At 62.6% G+C, this 22,116-nt stretch carries 20 protein-coding genes; 9 read left to right on the top strand and 11 right to left on the bottom strand.

What is annotated here, in order from left to right; genetic code table 11:
- Positions 1-9 precede the first annotated feature (9 nt).
- From HZR81_RS05555 to HZR81_RS05540, 4 genes are all read right to left on the bottom strand, one after another.
- A complete protein-coding gene (locus HZR81_RS05555; RefSeq protein ID WP_500127532.1) occupies positions 10-1,089 on the bottom strand; it encodes a glycoside hydrolase family 5 protein in 1,080 nt (359 codons plus the stop codon).
- 130 nt (positions 1,090-1,219) lie between these two features.
- A complete protein-coding gene (locus HZR81_RS05550) occupies positions 1,220-3,433 on the bottom strand; it encodes a polysaccharide biosynthesis tyrosine autokinase (protein ID WP_500127531.1) in 2,214 nt (737 codons plus the stop codon).
- A 13-nt stretch (positions 3,434-3,446) separates the two neighbouring features.
- Positions 3,447-3,884, bottom strand: coding sequence for a low molecular weight protein-tyrosine-phosphatase (locus HZR81_RS05545; RefSeq protein WP_063540490.1), 438 nt, complete (start codon positions 3,882-3,884; stop codon positions 3,447-3,449).
- A gap of 157 nt (positions 3,885-4,041) precedes the next feature.
- Complete coding sequence (locus HZR81_RS05540) at positions 4,042-5,469, bottom strand: undecaprenyl-phosphate glucose phosphotransferase (protein WP_102840268.1); 1,428 nt, start codon at positions 5,467-5,469, stop codon at positions 4,042-4,044.
- A 375-nt stretch (positions 5,470-5,844) separates the two neighbouring features.
- Between HZR81_RS05540 and yegS the strand changes: the two genes are divergently transcribed.
- The 3 genes from yegS to HZR81_RS05525 all read left to right on the top strand — a co-directional run bounded on the left by yegS (position 5,845) and on the right by HZR81_RS05525 (position 8,670).
- A complete protein-coding gene (gene yegS / locus HZR81_RS05535; protein WP_500127530.1) occupies positions 5,845-6,759 on the top strand; it encodes a lipid kinase YegS in 915 nt (304 codons plus the stop codon).
- A gap of 99 nt (positions 6,760-6,858) precedes the next feature.
- Positions 6,859-7,791, top strand: a complete 933-nt coding sequence (locus tag HZR81_RS05530) for a chemotaxis protein CheV (protein WP_102840270.1) — start codon at positions 6,859-6,861, stop codon at positions 7,789-7,791.
- Positions 7,792-7,869: 78 nt separating this feature from the next.
- Positions 7,870-8,670 carry an MOSC domain-containing protein gene (locus HZR81_RS05525; protein ID WP_500127529.1) on the top strand — a complete coding sequence of 267 codons (801 nt, stop codon included), beginning with the start codon at positions 7,870-7,872 and terminating at the stop codon, positions 8,668-8,670.
- 36 nt (positions 8,671-8,706) lie between these two features.
- On the opposite strand, the gene HZR81_RS05520 is transcribed toward HZR81_RS05525, so the two are convergent.
- The gene (locus HZR81_RS05520) at positions 8,707-10,629 is read right to left on the bottom strand and encodes a transglycosylase SLT domain-containing protein (RefSeq protein ID WP_500127528.1); all 1,923 of its coding nucleotides are present in this window, start codon (positions 10,627-10,629) and stop codon (positions 8,707-8,709) included.
- 289 nt (positions 10,630-10,918) lie between these two features.
- Between HZR81_RS05520 and HZR81_RS05515 the strand changes: the two genes are divergently transcribed.
- Complete coding sequence (locus HZR81_RS05515; protein ID WP_500127527.1) at positions 10,919-12,829, top strand: ATP-binding cassette domain-containing protein; 1,911 nt, start codon at positions 10,919-10,921, stop codon at positions 12,827-12,829.
- 132 nt (positions 12,830-12,961) lie between these two features.
- The gene (locus HZR81_RS05510; protein ID WP_102840274.1) at positions 12,962-13,654 is read left to right on the top strand and encodes a DUF6901 family protein; all 693 of its coding nucleotides are present in this window, start codon (positions 12,962-12,964) and stop codon (positions 13,652-13,654) included.
- Between the two features lie 36 nt (positions 13,655-13,690).
- Here the strand turns inward: HZR81_RS05510 and HZR81_RS05505 are convergent, their stop codons facing one another.
- Positions 13,691-14,131 (bottom strand): universal stress protein, encoded by a 441-nt coding sequence (locus HZR81_RS05505; protein WP_063540482.1) that lies wholly within the window; start codon positions 14,129-14,131, stop codon positions 13,691-13,693.
- A gap of 272 nt (positions 14,132-14,403) precedes the next feature.
- Between HZR81_RS05505 and HZR81_RS05500 the strand changes: the two genes are divergently transcribed.
- The 3 genes from HZR81_RS05500 to HZR81_RS05490 are packed head-to-tail and all read left to right on the top strand — an operon-like array spanning position 14,404 to position 16,210.
- Positions 14,404-14,880, top strand: coding sequence for an MFS transporter (locus HZR81_RS05500; RefSeq protein ID WP_500127526.1), 477 nt, complete (start codon positions 14,404-14,406; stop codon positions 14,878-14,880).
- Between the two features lie 38 nt (positions 14,881-14,918).
- Positions 14,919-15,695, top strand: coding sequence for a class II glutamine amidotransferase (locus tag HZR81_RS05495; RefSeq protein ID WP_500127525.1), 777 nt, complete (start codon positions 14,919-14,921; stop codon positions 15,693-15,695).
- Complete coding sequence (locus tag HZR81_RS05490) at positions 15,695-16,210, top strand: DUF2937 family protein (RefSeq protein ID WP_500127524.1); 516 nt, start codon at positions 15,695-15,697, stop codon at positions 16,208-16,210. The genes HZR81_RS05495 and HZR81_RS05490 overlap by 1 nt, the downstream gene beginning before the upstream one ends.
- Before the next feature lie 56 nt (positions 16,211-16,266).
- Here the strand turns inward: HZR81_RS05490 and HZR81_RS05485 are convergent, their stop codons facing one another.
- The 4 genes from HZR81_RS05485 to HZR81_RS05470 form a co-directional block, all read right to left on the bottom strand.
- The gene (locus HZR81_RS05485; RefSeq protein WP_061373225.1) at positions 16,267-17,445 is read right to left on the bottom strand and encodes a vWA domain-containing protein; all 1,179 of its coding nucleotides are present in this window, start codon (positions 17,443-17,445) and stop codon (positions 16,267-16,269) included.
- A 42-nt stretch (positions 17,446-17,487) separates the two neighbouring features.
- The gene (locus tag HZR81_RS05480) at positions 17,488-17,892 is read right to left on the bottom strand and encodes a GFA family protein (protein WP_102840278.1); all 405 of its coding nucleotides are present in this window, start codon (positions 17,890-17,892) and stop codon (positions 17,488-17,490) included.
- 53 nt (positions 17,893-17,945) lie between these two features.
- Positions 17,946-18,794 carry an AAA family ATPase gene (locus tag HZR81_RS05475; protein WP_063540477.1) on the bottom strand — a complete coding sequence of 283 codons (849 nt, stop codon included), beginning with the start codon at positions 18,792-18,794 and terminating at the stop codon, positions 17,946-17,948.
- A 143-nt stretch (positions 18,795-18,937) separates the two neighbouring features.
- Positions 18,938-20,008, bottom strand: a complete 1,071-nt coding sequence (locus HZR81_RS05470) for a DUF748 domain-containing protein (protein ID WP_500127523.1) — start codon at positions 20,006-20,008, stop codon at positions 18,938-18,940.
- Positions 20,009-20,133: 125 nt separating this feature from the next.
- Here HZR81_RS05470 and cysK point away from each other — a divergent pair, with 125 nt between their 5' ends.
- Complete coding sequence (gene cysK, locus HZR81_RS05465) at positions 20,134-21,108, top strand: cysteine synthase A (RefSeq protein ID WP_102840280.1); 975 nt, start codon at positions 20,134-20,136, stop codon at positions 21,106-21,108.
- Between the two features lie 24 nt (positions 21,109-21,132).
- Here the strand turns inward: cysK and HZR81_RS05460 are convergent, their stop codons facing one another.
- The gene (locus HZR81_RS05460; protein WP_500127522.1) at positions 21,133-22,050 is read right to left on the bottom strand and encodes a DMT family transporter; all 918 of its coding nucleotides are present in this window, start codon (positions 22,048-22,050) and stop codon (positions 21,133-21,135) included.
- Between the last annotated feature and the right edge of the window lie 66 nt (positions 22,051-22,116).

Genomic DNA, 22,116 nt, shown 5'->3' with positions numbered 1-22,116 from the left:
ACTCCAGAATCAGTCAGCGGTGTGCGCGGGGGTAGGGCCAATGGCAGTGCAGTCGTTCGCCAGGTGTTTGCGCATGAGCTCCATCTGAGGACGGTCCTCTCCCTTGCGCGGCTCGATTGCAAGCTTGTAGGTGCCCCAGCCGGGGCCACCGGCCCAGTAGGCGCTGGGTACGCAGTTGTCATTGAGGTAGGCGAGCAGGTTGTCCATGGCGACCGCCGCTTCGGGCAGGTCGTCGGGAATGCCGTATTCGCCGAGGAAGCCTTGCTGGCCGTGTTTCTTCAGCCACTCGATAAAGGGGCGAGCGCGCTCGACGCCGATCATCGGGTCGATGTCGCGGCTGGTCTGCGCCATGTATTTGCCGGAAAAGTCCTGATCGAAGTACAGGTGGGCTTCGTAGACGATGCGCTCGGCCGGGTCGTTGATCAGGAAGTTGGCGTTCACCAGCGGCCAGTGATAGGCACTCGACCAGCGCTCGCCCTCGACGAAGATCAGCGTCTGATCATCGACTTCGCGAATCGCATCGACCGCCGCCTGCGCCGCGCCTGGCCAGAGGCCGACGGTGCCGTGCGGCTCGTTCATGATGTCGTAGCCGAGCAGGCCGCGGTGGCCTTTGAAGCGTTCGGCCAGCTGTCGCCAGACCGAGGCATAGGCTTCGTAGGGCACCTTGCTCGAGCCGATCAGCTCGCCGTGGTAACGACCGTAGTTGTGCATATCGAGAATGACCTTCTGGCCATTCATCGCGGCCAGATCCAGGGTCTTCTTCAACAACCGGATCTGGTCGAAGTTCAATCCATCGTCCAGGGAATGTTGAACCCGCTCCCAGATGAAGGGGAAACGAATCAGCTTGATCCCCTGATCGGCGTAGTACTTGAAGTGCTTCTTTTCCGGATAGAAGTAATGGGTACCGTTCTTTCCGGGGGTGATATGGGGCGCGAAGCCGGCACCGGACAGATTGACCCCCAATAACGCGAGGCCGTCATCGCCCTTCGGCCAATCGGCGGCGCAGACGCCCATGGCCGACAGCGCGGCCGTCAATGCCAGGGCCAGCCGCGTAAAGCGTCTGGCGGGCCGGTTGGGGTGTCTGGTCATTAGCTAACACCTATCTTCAGGCAAAAAAACGTCTACTGACGCGCTTGGTCAGTTGCAAAGGCAGCAGGAAGAATGTGAACCGGTGGGTTCGGCAAGGCGACGGGATAACCGTCGCCATGCGACTCACCTGTTATTTGGTGCTGGCGTATTCGTACTGGTAGTAGCCGTACTCGCCATAGGTGGAGGCCTTGCGTACCACGGCGTTGAATATCACGCCCTTGACCAGCAGGCCGTTTTGCTCGAGACGACGCTTGGCCGCTTCGATTTCCTTCAGGCCGTTGAGGCCATAGCGGGTGACCATAAGCGTGGTGCCGGCCTGGCTGCCGACCAGAGCGGCGTCGGTGACGGCCAGGATCGGCGGGGTATCGAAGATCACCAGGTCGTACATGTGGCTGATCTCCTTGACGAAGCGCGAGAAGTTCTCGTGCATCAGCAGTTCCGACGGGTTCGGCGGCAGCTGGCCATGGGTGATCACATGCAGGTTGTTGAGCTGGGTCTTCTGGATGGCATCGAACAGGGTGATGCGGCCGGAGAGGATGTCCGACAGACCCTTGTCGCCATCGCAACGCATGACCTTGTGCAGGTAGCCCTTGCGCATGTCGGCGTCGATCAGCAGCACGCGCTTGCCGGACTGCGCGACCACGGCAGCCAGGTTGGTGGTGACGAACGACTTGCCTACCGCCGGGCTCGGACCGGTGATCATCAGCACGTTGTTCTTGGCCTCGATCATGGCGAAGTGCAGGCTGGTACGAAGGCTGCGCATCGCTTCGGTGGCCAGGTCGGCGGGCTCGTTGATGGTCAGCAGGTAGGAGGCGGTGCTCTTGTCCCGCTTGAAGTTGGCCAGGCGTTTTTCCAGCGCGGCCTGCTTGTCGGTGAACGGAATCGAGGCATACACCGGGGTGCCGGTACGCTCGATGTCTTCCGGATTCTCCACGCCGCGCTTCAGGGCTTCACGTACGTAGACGAAGGCCGTGGCGAGCAGGGCGCCGAGCAGGGTGAAGACGATCACCACTAGCGGCTTGTTCGGCTTGACCGGGTTCTCCAGGTCAGCTGCGGCATGGTCGATGATGCGCACGTTGCCCACGGTGCCGGCGCGAATGATGTCCAGCTCCTGGGTCTTGTTCAGCAGCATCGAATAGGTTTCCGAGGAGACCTCGACATCACGGTTCAGGCGCAGCAGTTCCTGCTGGGTGGAGGGCAGGGTGCCGATCTGCTTCTCCAGTTCTTCCTTCTGCATCTGCAGCTGGTTGATCTGGTTCATCAGGGCCTGGAAGTTCGGGTGCTGACGGGTGAAGCGGCGCTCCATCTCGGTGCGCTTGAGGTTCTGCTCGGAGATCTGCTTTTCCAGATCGACGATGCGGTCGAGCACCGACTGGGTCTCGGCGGTGATGTCCACCGAGCCGGACCCGGTCTGGTACTTGTTAAGAGCGGTCTGTGCGGCTTCCAGCTTCTTGCGTACCGCTGGCACTTGCTCGTTGAGGAATTCCAGGCTCTGCGTGGCTTCGGCGGCATTGCGTGCGACGTTCTGCTCGACATAGAGGTTGGCCACTTCCTCCAACACACGAATGGCATGGGCCGGGTCCTGATCCTCGAGCGTCACGTTGACGATGCCGGACTGCTTGCCGCGCTCGGCGGCCGAGAGACGCTGCTGATAGCTCTCGGTGGTGTTGTAGGTCCGGTTCTTGATCACGGTGAAGGTGGTGCCGGCGCGTGCGTTCAGCTCGGCCACGGTAGCCCGATAGTCTTCGTTCTCGACCGGCTCGCCAACGATGCCCTGGATGAGCACTTCGCCATCCTCGTCACGCAGGATGAAACCGTTGTTCTCGGCCGCCTCCAGGGTCAGCTCCTTGCCGTGCATCTTGTCCGGCACTTCCAGCTGAGTGACCTTAAGTGTCTCGCCACCCCAGGCGTAGCCGCCCAGCCCGGCCGGATGCCAGCCCAGCTCGCCTTCCTCGCTCGGCTCGAAACGGCGCGCCATAAAACCGCCAATGATCGGGAAGTGATGCGGCTTGATGATGATGTCGAGGTTCAGGTTGCTCACCGCGCCACCCACCACCGAGCGCGACTTGAGCAGGGCGATTTCCGTCTGTGCGGGCGAAACCGGCGGGTTGGTGTTTACCACGTCGGTCAGGCTCGGCAACCCGTTCTTGGGCTCGATCTGGATCATCGCGCTGGCCAGGTAAACCGGCGTCGCGAGCAGCGCATAGGCGATCCCGAGCGCGGCGAAAAAGCCGGTGATCCCGAGGATGAGCACGCGGTTGTTGATGAAGGTGTCAAAGAGGTGGGCCAGATCGATGTCCTTGTCCTCTTTGGTTTCATAGATTGGGCGGGGCATGGTTGTCATCGAAGTTCCTTCTTCATTTCAGGTAAGGAAGCCAGCTCTCGACGGATTTCGTCAGGAGATTGTGGACGTGTTCAAAAGCGGGTTTGGATTGACGGTAGGGGTCCGGAATCTCCAGGTCGTCTTGCCATTTGCCGATGAGAAACGTTTTGCCATGCACCTCGGGTGCGATCTGGCGAAGATGCTGTATATGGCTATGCTCCATTGCCAGGATCAGGTCCGCCTCGTGCAGCATGTGGCTGTCGACCTGGCGCGCGCAGTGGGCCGGAAATTCCAGTCCATGATCCTGCAATACTTCATGAGCGGTTTTGTCCATGGGGTTACCTACTAGTGCACCAATGCCTGCCGAACTGATCGTCAGGCCCTGGTCGCCGAGTCTGTGCAGGAACAACGCCTCGGCCGTGGGGCTTCGGCAGATGTTTCCGACACAGACGATCAAGATGTTCTTGAACATGCTGTTCACCCTCGCGGCCGCGTATTCGCAGCCTCCGGGAAACCCCCCGGGGTGAACGAAAATGAGATTTTTGGGAGCATCATTAGTTCCGTCCTGTCACGCGCCTTGAACGTGACTTGTTCCAGTCTTTTCAGCGCTGCGCGGGTGCGCTCGCCGATCAGTACACGTCCTTGTTGAGCAGCAGGGCTGGCGGGGTGCGCACGAGGATGTAGAGGTCGAACCAGACCGACCAGCGCTCGATATAGTCGAGGTCGAACTCGACCCGCTTCTCGATTTTCTCCAGGGTGTCGGTTTCGCCGCGATAGCCGTTGATCTGGGCCCAGCCAGTGATGCCCGGCTTGACCCGGTGGCGTGCCGAGTATTCGGCCACGGCGTCCTCGAACAGCACGCCGGCGGCCTTGGTCGCGGTCGCATGGGGGCGTGGGCCGACCATGGACATGCTGCCGAGGAAGACGTTCAGCAGTTGCGGCAGTTCGTCCAGGCTGGTCTTGCGGATGAAGCGACCGACGCGGGTGATGCGGTCGTCGCCGCGAGTGGTCTGGCGGTCGGCATTGGCATCGGATTTCTCGTGGTACATCGAGCGGAACTTGAAGACCTCGATGAGGCGGTTGTTGTAGCCGTAGCGTTTCTGCTTGAACAGCACCGGGCCGGGCGAATCGAGCTTGATGGCCAGAGCGATCAGCAGCATGACCGGGGCTGCGGCGAGCAGCGCAATGCTGGAGATGACGATGTCTTCCAGACGCTTGAAGAAAGGCGACCAGCCACGCAGCGGCAGATCGGAGGCGATCAGCGTCGGCAGGCCGCCGACCTCGGTGATGCGCTTGTCGGCGTGACGGAAGGCGACCATGTCCGGCACCAGCAGGACATTGACCGGCAGCTTGCGCAGCTCGGCGATCAGCTGGCCGATGCGGCTGTCGGCAAACCAGGGAAGGGCGACCAGCACCTGGGTGACCTTCTCTTCACGAATCATCTGTTCGAGGTCGCGGGTGTTGCCCAGCAGCGGCAGGTTGGCGAGCTGGTTCGGTAGGCGCTCCAGGCGATCATCGATGAAACCGAGCACGCCGGTGCGGATGTCGCGGTTGTGCTGCAGGTACTCCGCAACGCGCATGCCGTTCTCCGTGCCGCCGAGGATCACCGCGTTCTGCAGGAACATGCCGCGGGCCATCAGCCGGCGGAACAGGGCAAGCATGGCCAGGCGCTCGGCGCCGAACAGGACGGCGCTGGTGAAGAACCAGAACGCCAGGTGCTGGGCGTTCAGGTAGCTGAACAGTCCCATGCCCTGGTGCATGAAGATGAGGAAGCTGAAGGCCGCCGCCCAGGCGACGAACATCACGCGGAAGCGCAGCAGGGTGCTGAACACCTCTTCGCTATAGATGCCTACCGTCTGGAAGATGATGATGCTGAGTACCGCGAAGAACCCGAGAAAAGCACTGAAAGGACCGCTCGCAGGAAGCTCCAGAAACGCCAGCAGCAACAGGCCGGGCAGGATGGCTGTCAGTCCATGGATCAGACGGACACTGGCCAGGAAGTAATCGACGAAACTCGGGTGAGCATATTCAAGGGTTCCAACAGACTGTACGCGCATACAAGGCTCCATCCTCAGCTCAAAGCTGGCTCAAATCTCGAATTAATCGCCGCGGTACGCGGGGTTTGATAGCAGGCCGCCATCGCAACCGTGATCGGGACTCCTGCTCCGACCGTGCCTCTCAGAATGAGTTCAGTACTAGGCAGCCGGCTGCCAGAAAAAGGACGCTTTTCACCCGAGCGACGCAAACAGCTGTTTTGCAAAGGTTTTATCGAAGGCGGGAGGCGGGCCAGGGTTGGCATGGCGGTGCTGGGCCGCTGACCGGCGGCACGATTGATCGAACATTTGGATTAATACCGCTGCGTTTGGCACATACAACTTCGGCCCGTGTGCCGTGTCTGAAGCAGCGGTGTATCTGCGAAGGGAACTACTGTCATGAGCGACGCCAAGGCGCTGCTGATATTGCATGGGAAACAGGCGCTCAATGATGAGGTGCGTGAGGCTGTACGGCAGCAGCGTGACCTCGGCTGGGAGCTGGCGGTGCGCGTGACATGGGAGGCGGGCGATGCACAGCGGCTGGTCCGTGAGGCGCTGGCCGCCGGATACCCTATCGTGATCGCAGGAGGCGGTGACGGCACGTTGCGTGAGGTCACCGAGGCGATGCTCGAGGCGAACACCGATGCCAGCCTGGCGCTGATGCCGCTCGGTAGTGCCAACGACTTCGCCAGGGCTGCGGGCATTTCCCTCGATCCGTTCGAGGCGCTGGCATTGCTGGATGAGCCGCCGCAGGCGGTCGATGTTGGCGAGATGGATGGCCAGCCATTCGTCAACATGGCCACCGGTGGCTTTGGTTCGCAGGTCACGGCCAGCACGTCCGAGGAGCTCAAGCGCTTCCTCGGTGGCGGCGCCTATCTGCTGACCGGCCTCACCCGCTTTTCGGAAATCCATTCGGCGCGAGGCCGCTTCAGCGGTCCGGGTTTCGACTGGGAAGGCGATTTCCTCGCCCTTGGTATCGGCAATGGTCGGCAGGCTGGCGGCGGTCAGCTGCTCTGTCCGCAGGCGACCATCAATGACGGTCTGCTCGATCTGTGCATCGTGCCTGCGCCGGCGGATACCGTCGGCACCCTGGGGACCCTGCTCAGCGGGGGACTGCTGGGCGTCGATGCGGTGTCGGTCAGTGCGCGCGTCCCTTGGCTGAACGTCGAAGCGCCGAAGGCAATCGACATCAACCTCGACGGCGAACCGTTTTCCGGCGCCACTCTGCGTTTCGGCGTGCGCGCCGGTGCGTTGCGCATGCACCTGCCGGCAGATTCGCCGCTGCTGGTGCGCCCCGATGCCGGCCCGGCATGAGGGCTCCGGTTGGCTGGCTGAATTATTGTGCTCGGCGCTTAAAGCCAGGCCGGATGCGGCCGATATGTGTTTTACGATGTTTTCCCAAGGAGCCTGGATATGGCCGGCATACTCGATTCAGTCGATCAGCGCACCCGACTGGTGGGGCAGAATCGCCTGGAAATTCTCATGTTCCGGCTCGGTGGGCGGCAGAAGTTCGCCATCAATGTGTTCAAGGTGCAGGAAGTAGTCCAGCTACCGAAGATGACTCTCATGCCGCATCGACACGGCTCGGTCTGTGGCGTGGTCAATCTGCGCGGCCAGACGCTGCCGGTCATCGACCTGTCCCGTGCCATAGGCCTGCGACCGCTGGTGCCTGATGAGCGCAGCACCATCATCGTCACCGAATACAACCGCACCGTGCAGGCATTCCTGGTCGGCGGTGTGGACCGCATCGTCAACCTGAACTGGGATGAGGTGATGCCGCCGCCGAGCACCGCCGGCCGCCAGCATTACCTGACCTCCATCACCAAGGTCGACGACGAGCTGGTGGAAGTGATCGATGTGGAGAAGGTGCTGGCCGAGATCGTGCCGTACGACACCAGTATCTCCGCCGAGCGCCTGGCCGACCCTATTCTCGAACGAGCCCGCGGCCGTGAAGTGCTCTGTGTGGACGACTCTACCGTCGCCCTGGCGCAGTTGCGCGAGACCCTGAGCCAGCTCGGCCTGAAAGTTCACACCGCCAGTGACGGTCTGAAGGGCCTGAACATGCTCAAGGCTTGGGCCGACGCCGGTGAGGTGCTGACCGACAAGCTGCTGATGGTCTTTACCGATGCCGAGATGCCGGAGATGGACGGCTACCGGTTGACCACCGAGATCCGCCACGATCCGCGCCTGCGCGATCTCTACGTAGTGCTGCATACCTCGCTGTCCGGCAGCTTCAACCTGGCGATGGTGCAAAAGGTTGGTTGTGACAACTTCCTTTCCAAGTTCCAGCCGGAAAAGCTCGTCGACGTCATTCAGGATCGCTTGCAGCAGGGCAAAGACGCCTGACCGATCGACACCGGCCCGGCGGCTGAAATCCGCCGGGCCGCCCTGTATGCTGCTGTGCTTTGGTCCAGGAGGCGCAGCATGCATCTCTCCTCGCTTTATCGCTTTCCTCTGAAATCTGCCGCTGGCGAAGCGCTGCAGCAGTGCCCGAGCGATGCTCTGGGTCTGCTCGGTGATCGCCGCTGGATGGTCGTCGCGGCCGGGACTGGTCGGTTCCTGACGCAGCGCGCGGTGCCACGCATGGCACTGCTGCAAGCGCACTGGCAGGACGAAGCGACCCTGCGTCTGAGCGCGCCGGGGATGCCGGAGTTGCTCGTGCCGGTGCCGGACGATAGGACGCTGCGCTGTGTACAGATCTGGAACTCCAACCCGGTGGTCCCCGATGCCGGAGAGGCCGCGGCGGCCTGGCTGTCAGAAGCGCTTGGCCAGGCCTGTCGGCTGGTGCATCTGCCTATCGACGATGGCATTCAGGTCGATCTGGATTACGCCCGGCTGGGCGAGCGCACGGCGTTCAGTGATGGTTTTCCGTTTTTGCTGATCGGACAGGCGTCACTCGACGATCTGAGCCGCCGCGTCGGCCGATCGCTGGAAATGCTGCGTTTTCGGCCGAACCTGGTGGTCAGCGGTGCCGAGCCCTATGCCGAGGACCGCTGGAAGCGCATTCGCATCGGTGCTCTCACGTTTCGCGTGGTCAAGCCCTGCTCGCGATGCGTCATCCCCACCCTCGACCCGCTGACCGCCGAGCGGGCGGCCGATCGGGAACCGTTGACCACGCTGTTGAGCTATCGCAAGGGGCCGGGTGGCGTCTTCTTCGGGCAGAACCTGATCGCCGAGGGCTGTGGCGAGCTGGCGGTCGGCATGCCGCTGGAGGTGCTGGAGTAGCACGCCTGAGCTGCGTTGCAGCGCAGGCCTGCTCGCTCATTGCGACTCGAAGAAGCGTTCGTGCCATTCCACCAGTGGCTGTGGTGAGTTCAGCTTCTGTCCGTAGATCACCGAGTAGGTCAGCACGTTCTGCACGTATTGGCGGGTTTCGTCGAACGGGATGTTTTCCACCCAGACATCGAACGACAGATGTTCGGCGTTACGCAGCCATTGTCGGACACGCCCGGGTCCGGCGTTGTATGCCGCCGAAGCCAGGACGCGGTTGCCGTTGAACTGGCCGTAGATCTGACTCAGGTAGGCGGTGCCCAGCTGGATGTTGGTGTGCGGATTGAGCACCTGCTGCGTTGAGGCCAGCGGGATGCCGAAACGCCTGGCTGTCTCCTTGGCTGTGGCGGGCATCAGTTGCATCAGGCCGGTGGCGCCGACGTGCGAGCGCGCATCGGACATGAATGCGCTTTCCTGGCGGGTGATGGCGAACGCCCAGCTCGGATGAATCTGCCGGGTCCGGGCGGCCTGGACCAGCGCGCTGCGATGAGCCATGGGGAAGCGGATGTCCAGGTCGTCCCAGTACTGGGCCTGGCTGATGGTGCGGATGGCCGGGAAATACCATTCCTTTTCATAGGCAAGCCGCGCCTGGGCCACCAGTTCGTCGCGACTGAACAGTCGGCTGACGTGATACCACTCGCGACGGCCATCGACGATCTGGCCGCGATCGTGAAACTCCAGCGCGCGGCGGATGCCCGCGGTGTTGCGTACCTTCTGCACGACTTTAGCGTCTAGTGCCAGCGGCTGGTGGTTGAGTTTGTAAGGCGCCTGGATGCGATCGGCCGAGAGGAAACCGTAGAAGTCGCGCTCCTGTGCCACCGGCTTGTAGAGCAGTGCAGTCTGCTTGCTCTCCGGCTTGGCGAGTTGCAGGCTACGCGCCTGCCAGTAACGCCAGCGATTGGTGTTGGCCAGTTCGTCGGGGAAGCGTTGAGTCAGCCGGTAGGCTTCGTCCCACTGGCCCAGGCGCAGGAGCAGACGTGCACGCCATTCGCTGACGGTATTGTCGCGAAGCTCCGGATCGTACTCGGCCATGACCTTCAGGGCGCGGCTATCGAAGCGCTTGGCGAGCGTCAGCCCGACCTGCCGTGCGATCGCGACCTTCTCGTCGCTCGAGAAGGCGAAGCGACGCGCATAACTGTCGAGCAGGGTCAGCGCCTGTTCCGGGTCCTGTCGCGCCAGCCGACGCAGGCCGATCGAGACGACATCGGCCATGGTCGCACTGGTCGAGGCGAAACGTTCCGGCTGGCGAAGCATCTGCGGTTTCTGCGCGACATCGATCATCAATTGGCCTTGCGCCTGCAACGTCGGCAGCCGCTTGACCAGATAGCTGGCGACGCCGTAGTTGCCGCTCTCGACCGCGAGCTTGGTGCGCTTCCAGCGCCGTTCCTCGGTCAGCAGTCCCTTGGCCTGCCAGAGCTCGAACACCGGGTCGCAGGAATTGTGCTGGGACTTGCCGACCAGCCAGAGACGCTCCACGGCAGCGTCGGCGCCCGGCAGGTCGTTGCGCAGCTGGTATCCGGCGAACAGGCAGTCCAGTTCCGTGAAGTTCATCTTTGGATCGTAGTGACGGACATAGGTCTGCCAGTCGCCGCGGGCGGCCAGCAGCCGCAGCCAGCGCAACTTCATCCAGCTGATCTGCGGCAGGTCGCCGTGCTCGGCAAGGAATTTCTCGACTTCCTGATTGCTGGCGCTTTTGAGGCGGTTGGTCAGCTCGTCGTAGGCGAGGTACGGCGTCAGGGGATAGTCGCGCAGGGCATTGAGGTGGCGGCGATAGGGTCCACTGTCGCCTTTGGCCAGGGCCTGCTTGGCCTCATCGTAATACTGGCGCTGCTGGCTGAGGGGGGCGGCGGACGCGTCCAGGCCAAGAGTTGCAACGAACAGGCAGAAACACAAACTGGAGAGTCGGCCGCGCATGGTACATCCGTAAAACGGGGGCTTTGGATAACAGGCGGCGTGCTGTGCCGGGGGCTCAGGAACGGCCTGCTGCAGCAACTAGCTTAGCGTGCCGGATCGGCCAGTTAAACGCGGTTTAAGCTCTGGAAACAAACAATGGTGGACTTCCGACGAGCGTAGCGTCCAAACAGCGAAATCGCCGTTTCGCTGAGGGGTGCACACGCGTCGTCGAAGGGGGGAGCAGCCAATGTGATCGGGGCCCAGCGAGCGGCATCTGCTAGAATGCGCGCCCTGTTTTCCGGAGGTAGTCATGACCCTGCTCAAGTTCACCGATGTATCTCTCGCGTACGGCACCACGCCGCTGCTCGATGGCGTGTCCTGGCAGATCGCACGGGGCGAGCGGGTCTGCATCATCGGCCGCAACGGGACGGGCAAATCCAGCATGCTGCGCCTGGTCAAGGGCGACCGCTCGGCAGATGACGGCGAGATCTGGCGCGCACCGGGGCTGAAGATCGGCGAGCTACCGCAGGAACTCCCGCGCGCCGACGACCGCACGGTTTTCGACGTGGTCGCCGAGGGGCTGGCGGGCGTGGGTGAGCTGCTCGCCGAATACCATCATCTGAGCATGAACATTCAGGATCAGGATGACCTGGACAAGCTCATGCATGTGCAGCAGGCACTGGAAGCCAAGGACGGCTGGCGCCTGCAGCAGCTGGTGGAAAGCACGCTGAGCCGCCTGCAGCTGCCGGCCGACCGGACTCTGGCCGAGCTGTCCGGTGGCTGGCGCCGCCGCGTGCTGCTGGCACAGGCGCTGGTGTCCGAGCCCGACCTGTTGCTGCTCGACGAGCCCACCAACCATCTGGACATCGGTGCCATCGCCTGGTTGGAAGAGGCGCTGACCGGCTTCAACGGTGCCGTGCTGTTCATCACCCACGATCGTGCTTTCCTGCAGAACCTCGCCACTCGCATTCTGGAGCTGGACCGCGGCCACCTGATCGACTGGAACGGCGATTACGCCAGCTTCCTGGTGCACAAGGAACAGCAGCTCGCCGCCGAGGAAACCGCCAACGCGCTGTTCGACAAGAAGCTCGCTCAGGAAGAAGTCTGGATTCGCCAGGGCATCAAGGCTCGACGCACCCGCAACGAAGGTCGGGTACGTGCGCTCAAGGCGCTGCGTGCCGAGCGCGGCGAGCGGCGTGATCGGCAGGGCAAGGCCAGCTTCCAAGTGGAAGTCGCGGAAAAATCGGGCAAGCAGGTGGTTGTCGCCGAGCACATCAGCTTCGCCCATCCAGGTGGCGAGCCGCTGATTCGCGACTTCTCCATCGTTATTCAGCGCGGCGACCGCATCGGGCTGCTCGGTGCCAACGGCACCGGCAAGACCACCCTGCTCAAGCTGCTGCTGGGCGAGCTGCAACCCAGCAGCGGCGTGATCGAGTTCGGCACCAAGCTGGAAGTGGCGTATTTCGACCAATTGCGTCACCAGCTGGAGCTGGAGAAGACCGTGGTGGACAACCTCGCCGAAGGGCGCGAGTTCATCAGCATCGATGGCCAGAATCGCCATGTGCTGAGCTATCTCGGCGACTTCCTGTTCAGCCCGCAACGAGCGCGCACGCCAGTCAAGGCGCTGTCTGGTGGGGAGCGGGCACGGCTCTTGCTCGCCAAGCTGTTCAGTAAGCCGGCCAACCTGCTGGTGTTGGACGAACCGACCAACGATCTCGATGTGGAGACCCTCGAGCTGCTCGAGGAAGTGCTGCTCGGCTTCCAGGGCACGGTGCTGATGGTCAGCCACGATCGTGCCTTCCTCGATAACGTGGTCACCAGCACCCTGGTGTTTCAGGGCGGGGGTGAGGTGCGCGAGTACGTCGGTGGCTATCAGGACTGGTTGCGCCAGGGGGGATCGCCGCGCCTGCTCGGCGTTGCCGAATCCGGCGGCGAGACGAAAGAGGCAAGCAAGCCTCAGCCGGCTCCGGTCGTACCGGTCGCGACCGAGGCCGCGCCAGCGAAGAAGAAGCTCAGCTACAAGCTGCAGCGCGAGCTGGAAGCGCTGCCAGGGCAGATCGATGAGCTGGAAAAGCGGATCGAGGTACTGCAGGCCGAAGTGTCCGAGCCGGCCTTCTACCAGCAGCCGGCTGACGTGACTGCAGCCGCGCTGGCTCGTCTCGAAGCGCTGCAACAGGAGCTGGACGGGTTGCTGGAGCGCTGGGCCGAGCTGGAGGAGTAAGGCGGTACGTTCGCAGGCGATTCGAGCGAGCAGTGCAGGCTGCGGTCACGGCTTATGAGATGGATCAATGCCATGCGCGCTGACGCGTAGTTAAGTAGCCGCATTGGATCATGCAGTCATGATGGAGCGTCAATGGCAATCGAATACCGCATCACCCTGGATGATGAACACGATTTCAGTTACCGGATCGAACTGGATCGCGACTATGACCGGGAGGTCGCCGCACAGGCGCCGAAATGGACTCGCCTCGAACATCAACGTTGCTCGAATTGCCCGCTCAGCAAGGATCAGTTCAGCCATTGCCCGGCCGCGGTGGATCTGCACCGGGTGATCGAGGACTTTCAGGGCCTGCCGGCGGTGAAGAAGGCACTCGTCTGGGTGCGTACGCCGGAACGCGAGTACACCAAGCTGGTGGGGTTGGACGAAGGTCTACGCGCGTTGCTCGGGGTGATCATGGCGACCAGTGCCTGTCCGGTGCTCGGCCGGCTCAAGCCCATGGCCCAGCAACATCTGCCGTTCGCCAGCAATCATGAGTTCGTTCTGCGCGCAGTGTCGCTCTACCTGGCGCGGCAGTACTTCAACTTGCGCGAAGGTCGCCATGCCGACTGGGAGCTGCGCGGGCTGGTGCGTTCCTTCCAGCAGCTGCAGCTGGTCAATCAGGCGTTCTGGCAGCGCATCCACGATACCTGTCACGCCGACTCCAACCTCAAGGCCTTCCTGACCTTCTTTTCGATGGCGTCGAGCCTCACTTACTCGCTGGAGACCCAGCTGCAGAAGATCCGGCCGCTGGTCATGTGTGCCGGCGAAGGGGTCGAAGCCGTCTGAGCGACGGCTTGCGCGGCCGGCAGCCTGCCGCTGTCCTTACTCGGCTTTCTTGAGGCGTACGGCCAGCACGTCGCACGGGGCACCGTGCAGAATGTCGTTGGCCGTTGAGCCCAGCAACAATGCCAGGCCATGACGGCCGTGGCTGCCGACCACGATGAGATCGCAGTGTTGTTCCTTGGCCAGGCGGTGCACTTCCTGGCGCGGCTGACCGTAGGCGAGGTGGCGCTGTTCGGGCGCCAGGCTCGGGTAGCTGTCGGCGAAACCGTTCATGCGCTCGCGCGCCTGGTCGAACTGTTGCTGCTGCAGCATGGACAGGTCCATCGGAACATCGCCGCCGAAGGCCATGGCCATGGGTTCGATGATGTGAACCAGGCTGAGCTTGGCGCCGCTGGTGCTGGCCAGTGCCTGGGCACGCGCGACGACCGGGTGGCACTCTTCCGTCAGATCGACGGCGACCAGAATGTGCTGATAGGGCATGGCTTTTTCTCCTTGCGTACCGGTCGGCTGTGGCTGGCTTTCCGGCTTCATATGGGTAAGTACCCTTTTGTTTAACGGGTTTATACGACCTTGCTTCGAGCTGTGCCAGTGGCTTGTTGTCACTAGCGATGACGTCGACAGGGTACGGGCTGTTATGATGGCGGCCCTTGCGCCGCGTCACTGTCCCGGCTCGTCGAGCCGTTGCACGATCATGTGACGCCGGACCTGTCGCCGCGCGGCTTCCGTGAACGGCTTGTGATCGAGAAAACACCATGCTGATGTTCGACTCCGACTATTCGCTCGCCTGGGCCCTGTACGGCATCGCTGCGCTGGGCTGCCTGCTGTTCTGGTTCCGCGTGACACGCTGGATGTGGCGCTGGCTGCGCGAATCGCTGCGTCTGGCTGCCGCTGTGCTGTTGTTCACGCCGACGATCGTCGATCCTGCCAAGGAACTGTTTGCCCCGGCTGTGGCCATTACAGCCATGGATATCCTGTTCCAGGTCGGCAACAACGCCTGGCGGGCGGTGGCCGATCTAGCCCTGTACGGCTTGATCGCCTTTGCGCTCTATCTGGTGCTCGTGGCGATCCGCTGGCCGCTCGAACGGCGTTTTGGCCGCCGTGACGAGGCGGCGGATGACGTCGAGGATCCGCGCACGCTGCGTGAGCGCCTCGAGCAGGATGACGACGATCACTACGAGCCGGACCATGCGCCAGCGCGCGGGCGTGTCCGTACCGAGCCCCGTATCTAGGGCCTCGAAGCTTCAAGTCAATCATCGGGAGATGACGCATGTGCGAGCTGCTTGGCATGAGCGCCAACGTGCCCACCGATATCGTGTTCAGCTTTACCGGACTCATGCAGCGGGGTGGCAAGACCGGACCGCACAAGGACGGCTGGGGCATTGCCTTCTACGAGGGGCGAGGCCTGCGCCTGTTCCAGGACCCGGTCGCCAGCTGTGAATCCGAAGTGGCGAAGATGGTGCAGCGCTACCTGATCAAGAGCGAGGTGGTGATCGGCCATATCCGCCACGCCAATGTCGGCAAGGTCGCACTGGTCAATACTCACCCCTTCGTTCGCGAGCTGTGGGGCCAGCACTGGTGCTTTGCGCACAACGGCCAGCTGTCCGATTTCGAGCCGCCTCGGGGTATCTATCGCCCGGTCGGTGATACCGACAGCGAGCGCGCATTCTGCGACCTGTTGAACCGCATTCGTCTGGACTTCCCAGATCGTTGCGCCGCCGAGGATCTGCTGCCGGTTCTGCTGGGCGCCTGCCAGGAGTACCGTCGCAAGGGCGTATTCAATTGCTTGCTGAGCAACGGTGAATGGCTGTTCAGCTTCTGCAGCACCAAGCTGGCCGAGATCACCCGGCGCGCCCCGTTCGGTCCGGCCCAGCTCAAGGACGCCGAGTTGATGGTGAACTTCCACGCCGAGACCACGCCGGACGACGTGGTCACCGTGCTGGCGACCGAGCCCTTGACCGACAACGAGCCGTGGACGCTGCACGAACCCGGGCAATGGAGCCTGTGGCGACTGGGCGAGTGTATGGCGACGGGCAGGATGTCTTGATGCTGAGAAGTTACCTGCGGCTCACGCTGTTCACCTTCGGTCTGCTGGTCGGCATCCAGGTACCGGGCTTCATCGAAGCTTATGCGCAGCATGTCGAGGCCCGACGGCTGGAGGCGGAGCAGGGCTTGCGGGGCTTTCAGGAGACCGCGCGACGCTTCTTCGATGGCGATCTGGATGCGCTCGTGCGGCACTACCGCGATAGCACCGACCCGGTTTTCCAGAGCGATGCGCAGAGCGTCGAACAGCTGGTGAGCCGTGCCCGTATGCTGGAGCGTGAGTGGCAAGCCATGCAGCGGCCCTGGTATGCGCGCGCCGTGCACGTCCTGTTCGGAGCGGAGCGCAGCCTGCGGCAGCAGGTCTGGGACAGCTACCGCTTCCAGGTACTGCTGGCGCCCGAAGCCATCGCCTGGGGGTTGAGCTGCGCGGTTCTGCTGGCCTGGCTGGTGGAAAGCCTGCTGCTGGCGGCGAGCTTTCCCTTTCGTTCCCGCGTACGGCGCCACCGATCGTCTCGCTGAGTACCGCAGCGGTATGGTTTTCGCGGACCTGTCGGCGCGTCCCTGTGCCGGTCCGATCACTTGGCGAGAAACTTCATTCCTTCTTCGAGCCCGCTGAGGGTCAACGGATACATGCGATCCTCCACCAGTTCGCGAACGATGCCGGTGGAGGTGGTATAGCCCCAGGTGTCCTTGGGGTAGGGGTTGATCCAGATGAGCTTCTTGTACTTCTCCATGAAACGCTGCATCCACACGTAGCCCGCTTCCTCGTTCCAGTGCTCGACGCTGCCGCCCGGCTGGGTGATCTCGTAGGGCGCCATCGCGGCATCGCCGACGAACACCACCTTGTAGTCCGCGCCGTACTTGTGCAGCACGTCGAGGGTCGAGGTGCGCTCCGAGGTGCGGCGGAAGTTGTTCTTCCACACCGATTCGTAGATGAAGTTGTGGAAGTAGAAGTACTCGAGGTGCTTGAACTCGGTCTTGCAGGCCGAGAACAGCTCCTCGCAGACCTTGACGTGGGCGTCCATCGAGCCGCCGATATCGAACAGGATCAGCAGCTTCACCGCATTGCGCCGCTCCGGCCGCATCTGGATGTTGAGCAGGCCGGCATCCCGCGCGGTATGGTCGATGGTGCCGTCGATATCGAGCTCATCCGCCGCGCCCTGGCGAGCGAACTTGCGCAGGCGACGCAGGGCGATCTTGATGTTGCGCGTACCGAGTTCGACCTGGTCGTCGAGGTTCTTGTACTCGCGCTGGTCCCAGACCTTCACCGCCTTGCCCTGACGCTTGCCGGCATCGCCGATGCGGATGCCCTCGGGGTTGTAACCGCCCGAGCCGAAGGGGCTGGTGCCGCCGGTGCCGATCCACTTGTTGCCGCCGGCATGGCGTTCTTTCTGCTCTTCGAGGCGCTTCTTGAATTCCTCGATCAGCTTGTCGAGCCCGCCGAGAGATTGGATCTGTGCGCGCTCCTCATCGGTGAGGCTGCGTTCGAACTCCTTGCGCAGCCAGTCTTCGGGGATCAGAGCCTCGAGATGCTGGTCGAGATTTTCCAGGCCCTTGAAGTAGGCACCGAAGGCCCGGTCGAACTTGTCGAAGTGGCGCTCGTCCTTGACCATCACCGTACGGGCAAGGAAATAGAACTCGTCCATGTTGGCGAACACGACACGGTGTTTGAGCGCGTCGATCAGATCCAGCAGTTCGCGCACCGAAACCGGAACCTTGGCGGCGCGCATCTCGTTGAACAGGCCAAGCAGCATGGCAAAACCTCTGGCGCCGGAGTGGCGCGCTGTACGTGGCGCTCAGCGGGGGCTGTCGCCGTTGTGTTGGGGCAGTCCGTCGCGGATCTCGTACCAGTCAGCCTTGGATCCGACGTAGATATGCGATTGCGGTGGCACCGGCAGCGGCGAATCCAGGGTGCCGGCGGCAACGCCGACCTCGTGCTCGCGATTGTCGACGAACAGCAGATTGGCGCCGCAGCGGATGCAGAACGTGCGGGTCACGTGCTCAGAGGAGTGGTAGACGCCGAGCTGATCCTTGCCGGACATGAAGTGGAAGGCATCCAGCGGCACGCTCGCGTAAGTGGCGAATGCGGCGCCGTGAGCCTTGCGGCACATCTTGCAGTGGCAATGGGTCAGCGCATCGATTGGGGCGTCGATGCGATAGCGCACGACGCCGCACAGGCAACTACCGGTATGCGTTTGCATGTTTCGTTCCTCCAGTGAGTGCACGGCCGGCTCCACCGGGAACCCGGTGCCGATCAGCGGCTGTTGGCGCGCCGACTCATGAAGGCTAGACGCTCGAGCAGCATCACGTCCTGCTCGTTCTTCACCAGCGCGCCGGCCAGCGGCGGGATGGCACGAGTCGGGTCGCGCTCGCGCAGCACGGCTTCGCCGATGTTGTCGGCCATCAGCAGCTTCAGCCAGTCGACCAGCTCGGAAGTCGAGGGTTTCTTCTTCAGCCCCGGCACCTTGCGCACGTCGAAGAAGACGTCCAGCGCCTCGCTGACCAGCGACTGCTTGATACCGGGGTAGTGCACATCGACGATCTTCTGCAGCGTCTCGCGATCAGGGAAGGCGATGTAGTGGAAGAAGCAACGGCGCAGGAAGGCGTCCGGCAGTTCCTTCTCGTTGTTCGAGGTGATGATGATGATCGGGCGCTGGGTCGCCTTGATGGTTTCGTTGGTCTCGTAGACGTAGAACTCCATCTTGTCGAGTTCCTGCAGCAGGTCGTTGGGGAACTCGATGTCGGCCTTGTCGATCTCGTCGATCAGCAGGATGACCCGCTGCTCGCTCTCGAAGGCCTCCCACAGCTTGCCTTTCTTGATGTAGTTCTTCACATCGTGGACCTTGTCCACGCCCAGCTGCGAATCACGCAGGCGGCTCACTGCGTCGTATTCGTAGAGGCCCTGGTGCGCCTTGGTGGTGGACTTGATGTGCCAGGTGATGAGCTTGGCGCCGAAGGATTCGGCCAGCTGCTCGGCCAGCATGGTCTTGCCGGTGCCCGGTTCGCCCTTCACCAGCAGCGGACGCTGCAGGGTGATGGCGGCATTGACCGCGAGTTTCAGGTCGTCGGTGGCGACGTAGGACTGGGTGCCTTCGAATTTCATTGCGGATTCCTTCGGCGGGGCCTGGCACGCAGGCGCTCGTTGTAGTCAGGGGTCGACTATAAGGGAAGGCCAGGCGACTGTGAACGCGAGCGCATCATTCAGTCACTGAATGGCTGGCATTGAGTTTCTGGTGACGCTGCCATTCACTCATCGTCGCCCATGGCGCGCTCGAAGCGGGCCGTGAAGGCCTCGACGAATCCGTTGCGCAATATGGCGATGAACGCCTGGAACGGGCTGACTTCGGTGTCCTTGGTGGTACCCGACAGCTCGACGCGGGTAGCGAATTGGTCCTTACGCTGATTCTGCAGCACTTCCTGACCGCCGCCGACTACAGCCTCCCACAGTCCGCGCAGGAAGCCCTTGTCATCATTTTCGACATCCTGTTCGTAATCGAAGACGTCGACGTCGCGCAGCAGCGGCTTGATGTAGCCGTCGAGCTGGCTGTCTTTGGCTGCCACTTCGAGCACCAGGTCGCCGGTGCCGCCGGCGAAATCGAAGTTGCCATAGGCACGGCTGAAGTCGTTCAGCTGCTTGAGTGGAACGTCCGTCACCCGAAGATCGACCTCGAAATCTTCCCAGTCGGTGAAAGGATCGAAGCGGGCGCTGGCTTCGATCGGTGCCTGATCGAACAGCTTGCCAGTGCCTTCGAAGGTCGCGGTACGGGTGCCGTCGGCATCGTCGGTGTTGGTCAGGTTGTACAGGGTCGCCTGGATATCGCTGGCATAGACATGCACTTGCGGGTCGGAGGAAAAATTGCGGAACGACAGTTGGCCATCGACGACGCGGATTTCGTTCAGTGTGATCGGTATCAGGGCCTCGAGCTGATCGCGCCAATCGACGCCTTCGCCGCTCTGCGAGTCGCCACTGTCGCCACCGTCGACGAAGTTCAGATGCGGTTGCTCGAAGGCCACTTCGCCGACGATCTCCTGGTGGTCCAGGATGGCGTTCCAGCTGATGGCGATATCGATACCCGGTGCCTTGAACAGCGGTGCCTGCACGCGCTTGTCCTTCTTCTCGATCAGCAGCCCTTCGATACGATAGGCCCCGCGCCACCAGGCCAGATCGACATCTTCGACATGGCCCTGGTAATCCCCCATGTCAGCCATCTTGTCGTTCAGGTAGTTGCGTACCAGATGCGGCAGGGCAAGGTGCAGCAAGAGCAGCAGCAGGCCAAGCGCGAGCAGGATCCACAGAGGAAGCAGGCGACGAGTCATGGCATTCCGGAGGATGGCTGAATGTTGACGATGGACCTCGCGCGGCGCCCTTGAGTTCGGCTGGACTGTCGCCCTGGACTGCGCATAGTCTGATCGGTCTGGTACACCTCGGACAGGGCATTCCCATGAGTCGCATATACGCAGACAACGCACGCTCCATCGGCAACACCCCGTTGGTCATGATCAACCGCCTCGGCCCGAAGGGCGTCAGCATCATGGCCAAGATCGAAGGGCGCAATCCGGCGTATTCGGTGAAGTGCCGGATCGGCGCCGGCATGATCTGGGACGCCGAAGACAGCGGCCGGATCAAGCCCGGCATGACGCTGGTCGAGCCCACCTCCGGAAACACCGGGATCGGCCTGGCGTTCGTCGCCGCGGCACGCGGTTACAAGCTGATGCTGACCATGCCGGCCTCGATGAGCCTGGAGCGACGCAAGGTGCTCAAGGCGCTCGGCGCCGAGCTGGTGCTGACCGAGCCTGCCAAGGGCATGAAGGGCGCTATCGAGAAAGCCGCCGAGATCGCCGCCTCGAACCCGGAGCAGTACTACATGCCGCAGCAGTTCGAGAATCCGTCCAACCCGGCAATTCACGAAAAGACCACCGGGCCGGAAATCTGGAATGACACCGATGGCGGCATCGACGTGCTGGTCGCCGGTGTCGGTACCGGTGGCACCATTACCGGGGTATCGCGCTACATCAAGAACACCAAGGGCAAGCAGATCCTCAGCGTTGCCGTGGAACCGAGCAGTTCCCCGGTGATCAGCCAGACCCTGGCCGGCGACGAGGTCAAGCCAAGTCCGCACAAGATCCAGGGCATCGGCGCTGGCTTTGTGCCGAAGAACCTCGACCTGTCGATGGTCGATCGCGTTGAACTGGTCGATGACGAAGAGGCCAAGCAGATGGCGCTTCGCCTGATGCGCGAGGAAGGCATCCTCTGCGGTATTTCCTGTGGCGCGGCGATGGCCGCGGCGGTGCGGCTGGCCGAGCGTCCGGAAATGCAAGGCAAAAACATCGTGGTGATCCTGCCCGACTCGGGTGAACGCTACCTGTCCAGCATGCTGTTCAGTGACATGTTCAGCGAGCAGGAGCTGGTGCAGTAAGGCGCTTGCGTCGCGGCTGCCGGATCAGCCGCGGCGCAGATCGGTTCGTGGCTCGAGCGGCGTTCCCGGACGCAGAATCAGCCACAAGGCCAGCGCGATCAGCGCACCGCCCTGGACATAGGCCCAGGACAGCGGTTCATCGAGCAACAGCACGCCCCACAGCACGCCGAATGGCGGGATCAGGAAGGTCACGGTCAGGGTTCTCACTGGGCCGATGTCCGCCAGCAGGCGGAAATACAGGATGTAGGCGAAGGCCGTGCAGACCAGCCCGAGCCCCAGCAGGCTGAGCCATACGGTCTGATCGCCCCAGCTGCGCGGCGGTGCCTGCAGCAGCGAGAGGCCGAACAGGGGCAGCAGACACAGCATGGCGCCGGCCTGGCTGGCAAAGGCCACCATCTCGCTGTTCAGTCCATCGCCCCGCTGATTGATCCAGCGGCGGGTAAGAAATCCACCCAGGCCATAACAGGCCGTAGCACCCAGGCAGGCCAGGGCGCCGAGCAGCAGATCGGCATCCAGTGGCACCGGACCAATGCGCATCAACAGCGCGACGCCGCCGAGCCCGCTGAGCACTCCGACGATCTTCGCCAGAGTCAGCTCCTCGGCGAAGAACAGCGCGCCGATCAGTACCCCCATCATCGGCGTCGTCGCATTGAAGATGGCCGAATAGCCCGCCGGCACCTGTTGCGCCGCTACCGAATACAGGGCGAACGGCAGTCCCGAATTGATCATGCCAAGCACCAGGCATAGGCCGAACTTACCTCGGAAGTCCCAGCGGGTGCGCATCAACACAAGAATCACCAGCAGGCCGGCGGTGCCCAGCAACACACGGAAAAACGCCGTGGGAAAGGTGCCAAGCACCGGCGCGATGATGCGCAGGAAGAGGAAGCTCGCGCCCCAGATGGCAGCAAGGGCGAGCAGTCGAAGCAGATCGAGCGGGCGCATGACGGGGCTCCATCGATGGAGCGGCAAGTGTTGTCGTCCTTGGCGCAACTGGCAATCCGAAACCGA

This window comes from Pseudomonas sp. LM13, from assembly GCF_041381355.1.
Taxonomy (GTDB): Bacteria; Pseudomonadota; Gammaproteobacteria; order Pseudomonadales; family Pseudomonadaceae; genus Stutzerimonas; species Stutzerimonas frequens.
This window is presented reverse-complemented; position numbering and strand designations above follow the sequence as displayed.

What these genes read in the sequence shown, in the direction of transcription:
- HZR81_RS05540 (WP_102840268.1), bottom strand. Translation starts at nt 5,469, where the DNA reads ATGCGCGTACAGTCTGTTGGAACCCTTGAATATGCTCACCCGAGTTTC.
- HZR81_RS05510 (WP_102840274.1), top strand. Translation starts at nt 12,962, where the DNA reads ATGGCAATCGAATACCGCATCACCCTGGATGATGAACACGATTTCAGT.
- HZR81_RS05485 (WP_061373225.1), bottom strand. Translation starts at nt 17,445, where the DNA reads ATGCTGCTTGGCCTGTTCAACGAGATGCGCGCCGCCAAGGTTCCGGTT.
- cysK (WP_102840280.1), top strand. Translation starts at nt 20,134, where the DNA reads ATGAGTCGCATATACGCAGACAACGCACGCTCCATCGGCAACACCCCG.
- HZR81_RS05550 (WP_500127531.1), bottom strand. Translation starts at nt 3,433, where the DNA reads ATGACAACCATGCCCCGCCCAATCTATGAAACCAAAGAGGACAAGGAC.
- yegS (WP_500127530.1), top strand. Translation starts at nt 5,845, where the DNA reads ATGAGCGACGCCAAGGCGCTGCTGATATTGCATGGGAAACAGGCGCTC.
- HZR81_RS05505 (WP_063540482.1), bottom strand. Translation starts at nt 14,131, where the DNA reads ATGCCCTATCAGCACATTCTGGTCGCCGTCGATCTGACGGAAGAGTGC.
- HZR81_RS05490 (WP_500127524.1), top strand. Translation starts at nt 15,695, where the DNA reads ATGCTGAGAAGTTACCTGCGGCTCACGCTGTTCACCTTCGGTCTGCTG.
- HZR81_RS05525 (WP_500127529.1), top strand. Translation starts at nt 7,870, where the DNA reads ATGCATCTCTCCTCGCTTTATCGCTTTCCTCTGAAATCTGCCGCTGGC.
- HZR81_RS05475 (WP_063540477.1), bottom strand. Translation starts at nt 18,794, where the DNA reads ATGAAATTCGAAGGCACCCAGTCCTACGTCGCCACCGACGACCTGAAA.
- HZR81_RS05470 (WP_500127523.1), bottom strand. Translation starts at nt 20,008, where the DNA reads ATGACTCGTCGCCTGCTTCCTCTGTGGATCCTGCTCGCGCTTGGCCTG.
- HZR81_RS05515 (WP_500127527.1), top strand. Translation starts at nt 10,919, where the DNA reads ATGACCCTGCTCAAGTTCACCGATGTATCTCTCGCGTACGGCACCACG.
- HZR81_RS05495 (WP_500127525.1), top strand. Translation starts at nt 14,919, where the DNA reads ATGTGCGAGCTGCTTGGCATGAGCGCCAACGTGCCCACCGATATCGTG.
- HZR81_RS05480 (WP_102840278.1), bottom strand. Translation starts at nt 17,892, where the DNA reads ATGCAAACGCATACCGGTAGTTGCCTGTGCGGCGTCGTGCGCTATCGC.
- HZR81_RS05460 (WP_500127522.1), bottom strand. Translation starts at nt 22,050, where the DNA reads ATGCGCCCGCTCGATCTGCTTCGACTGCTCGCCCTTGCTGCCATCTGG.
- HZR81_RS05500 (WP_500127526.1), top strand. Translation starts at nt 14,404, where the DNA reads ATGCTGATGTTCGACTCCGACTATTCGCTCGCCTGGGCCCTGTACGGC.
- HZR81_RS05520 (WP_500127528.1), bottom strand. Translation starts at nt 10,629, where the DNA reads ATGCGCGGCCGACTCTCCAGTTTGTGTTTCTGCCTGTTCGTTGCAACT.
- HZR81_RS05555 (WP_500127532.1), bottom strand. Translation starts at nt 1,089, where the DNA reads ATGACCAGACACCCCAACCGGCCCGCCAGACGCTTTACGCGGCTGGCC.
- HZR81_RS05530 (WP_102840270.1), top strand. Translation starts at nt 6,859, where the DNA reads ATGGCCGGCATACTCGATTCAGTCGATCAGCGCACCCGACTGGTGGGG.
- HZR81_RS05545 (WP_063540490.1), bottom strand. Translation starts at nt 3,884, where the DNA reads ATGTTCAAGAACATCTTGATCGTCTGTGTCGGAAACATCTGCCGAAGC.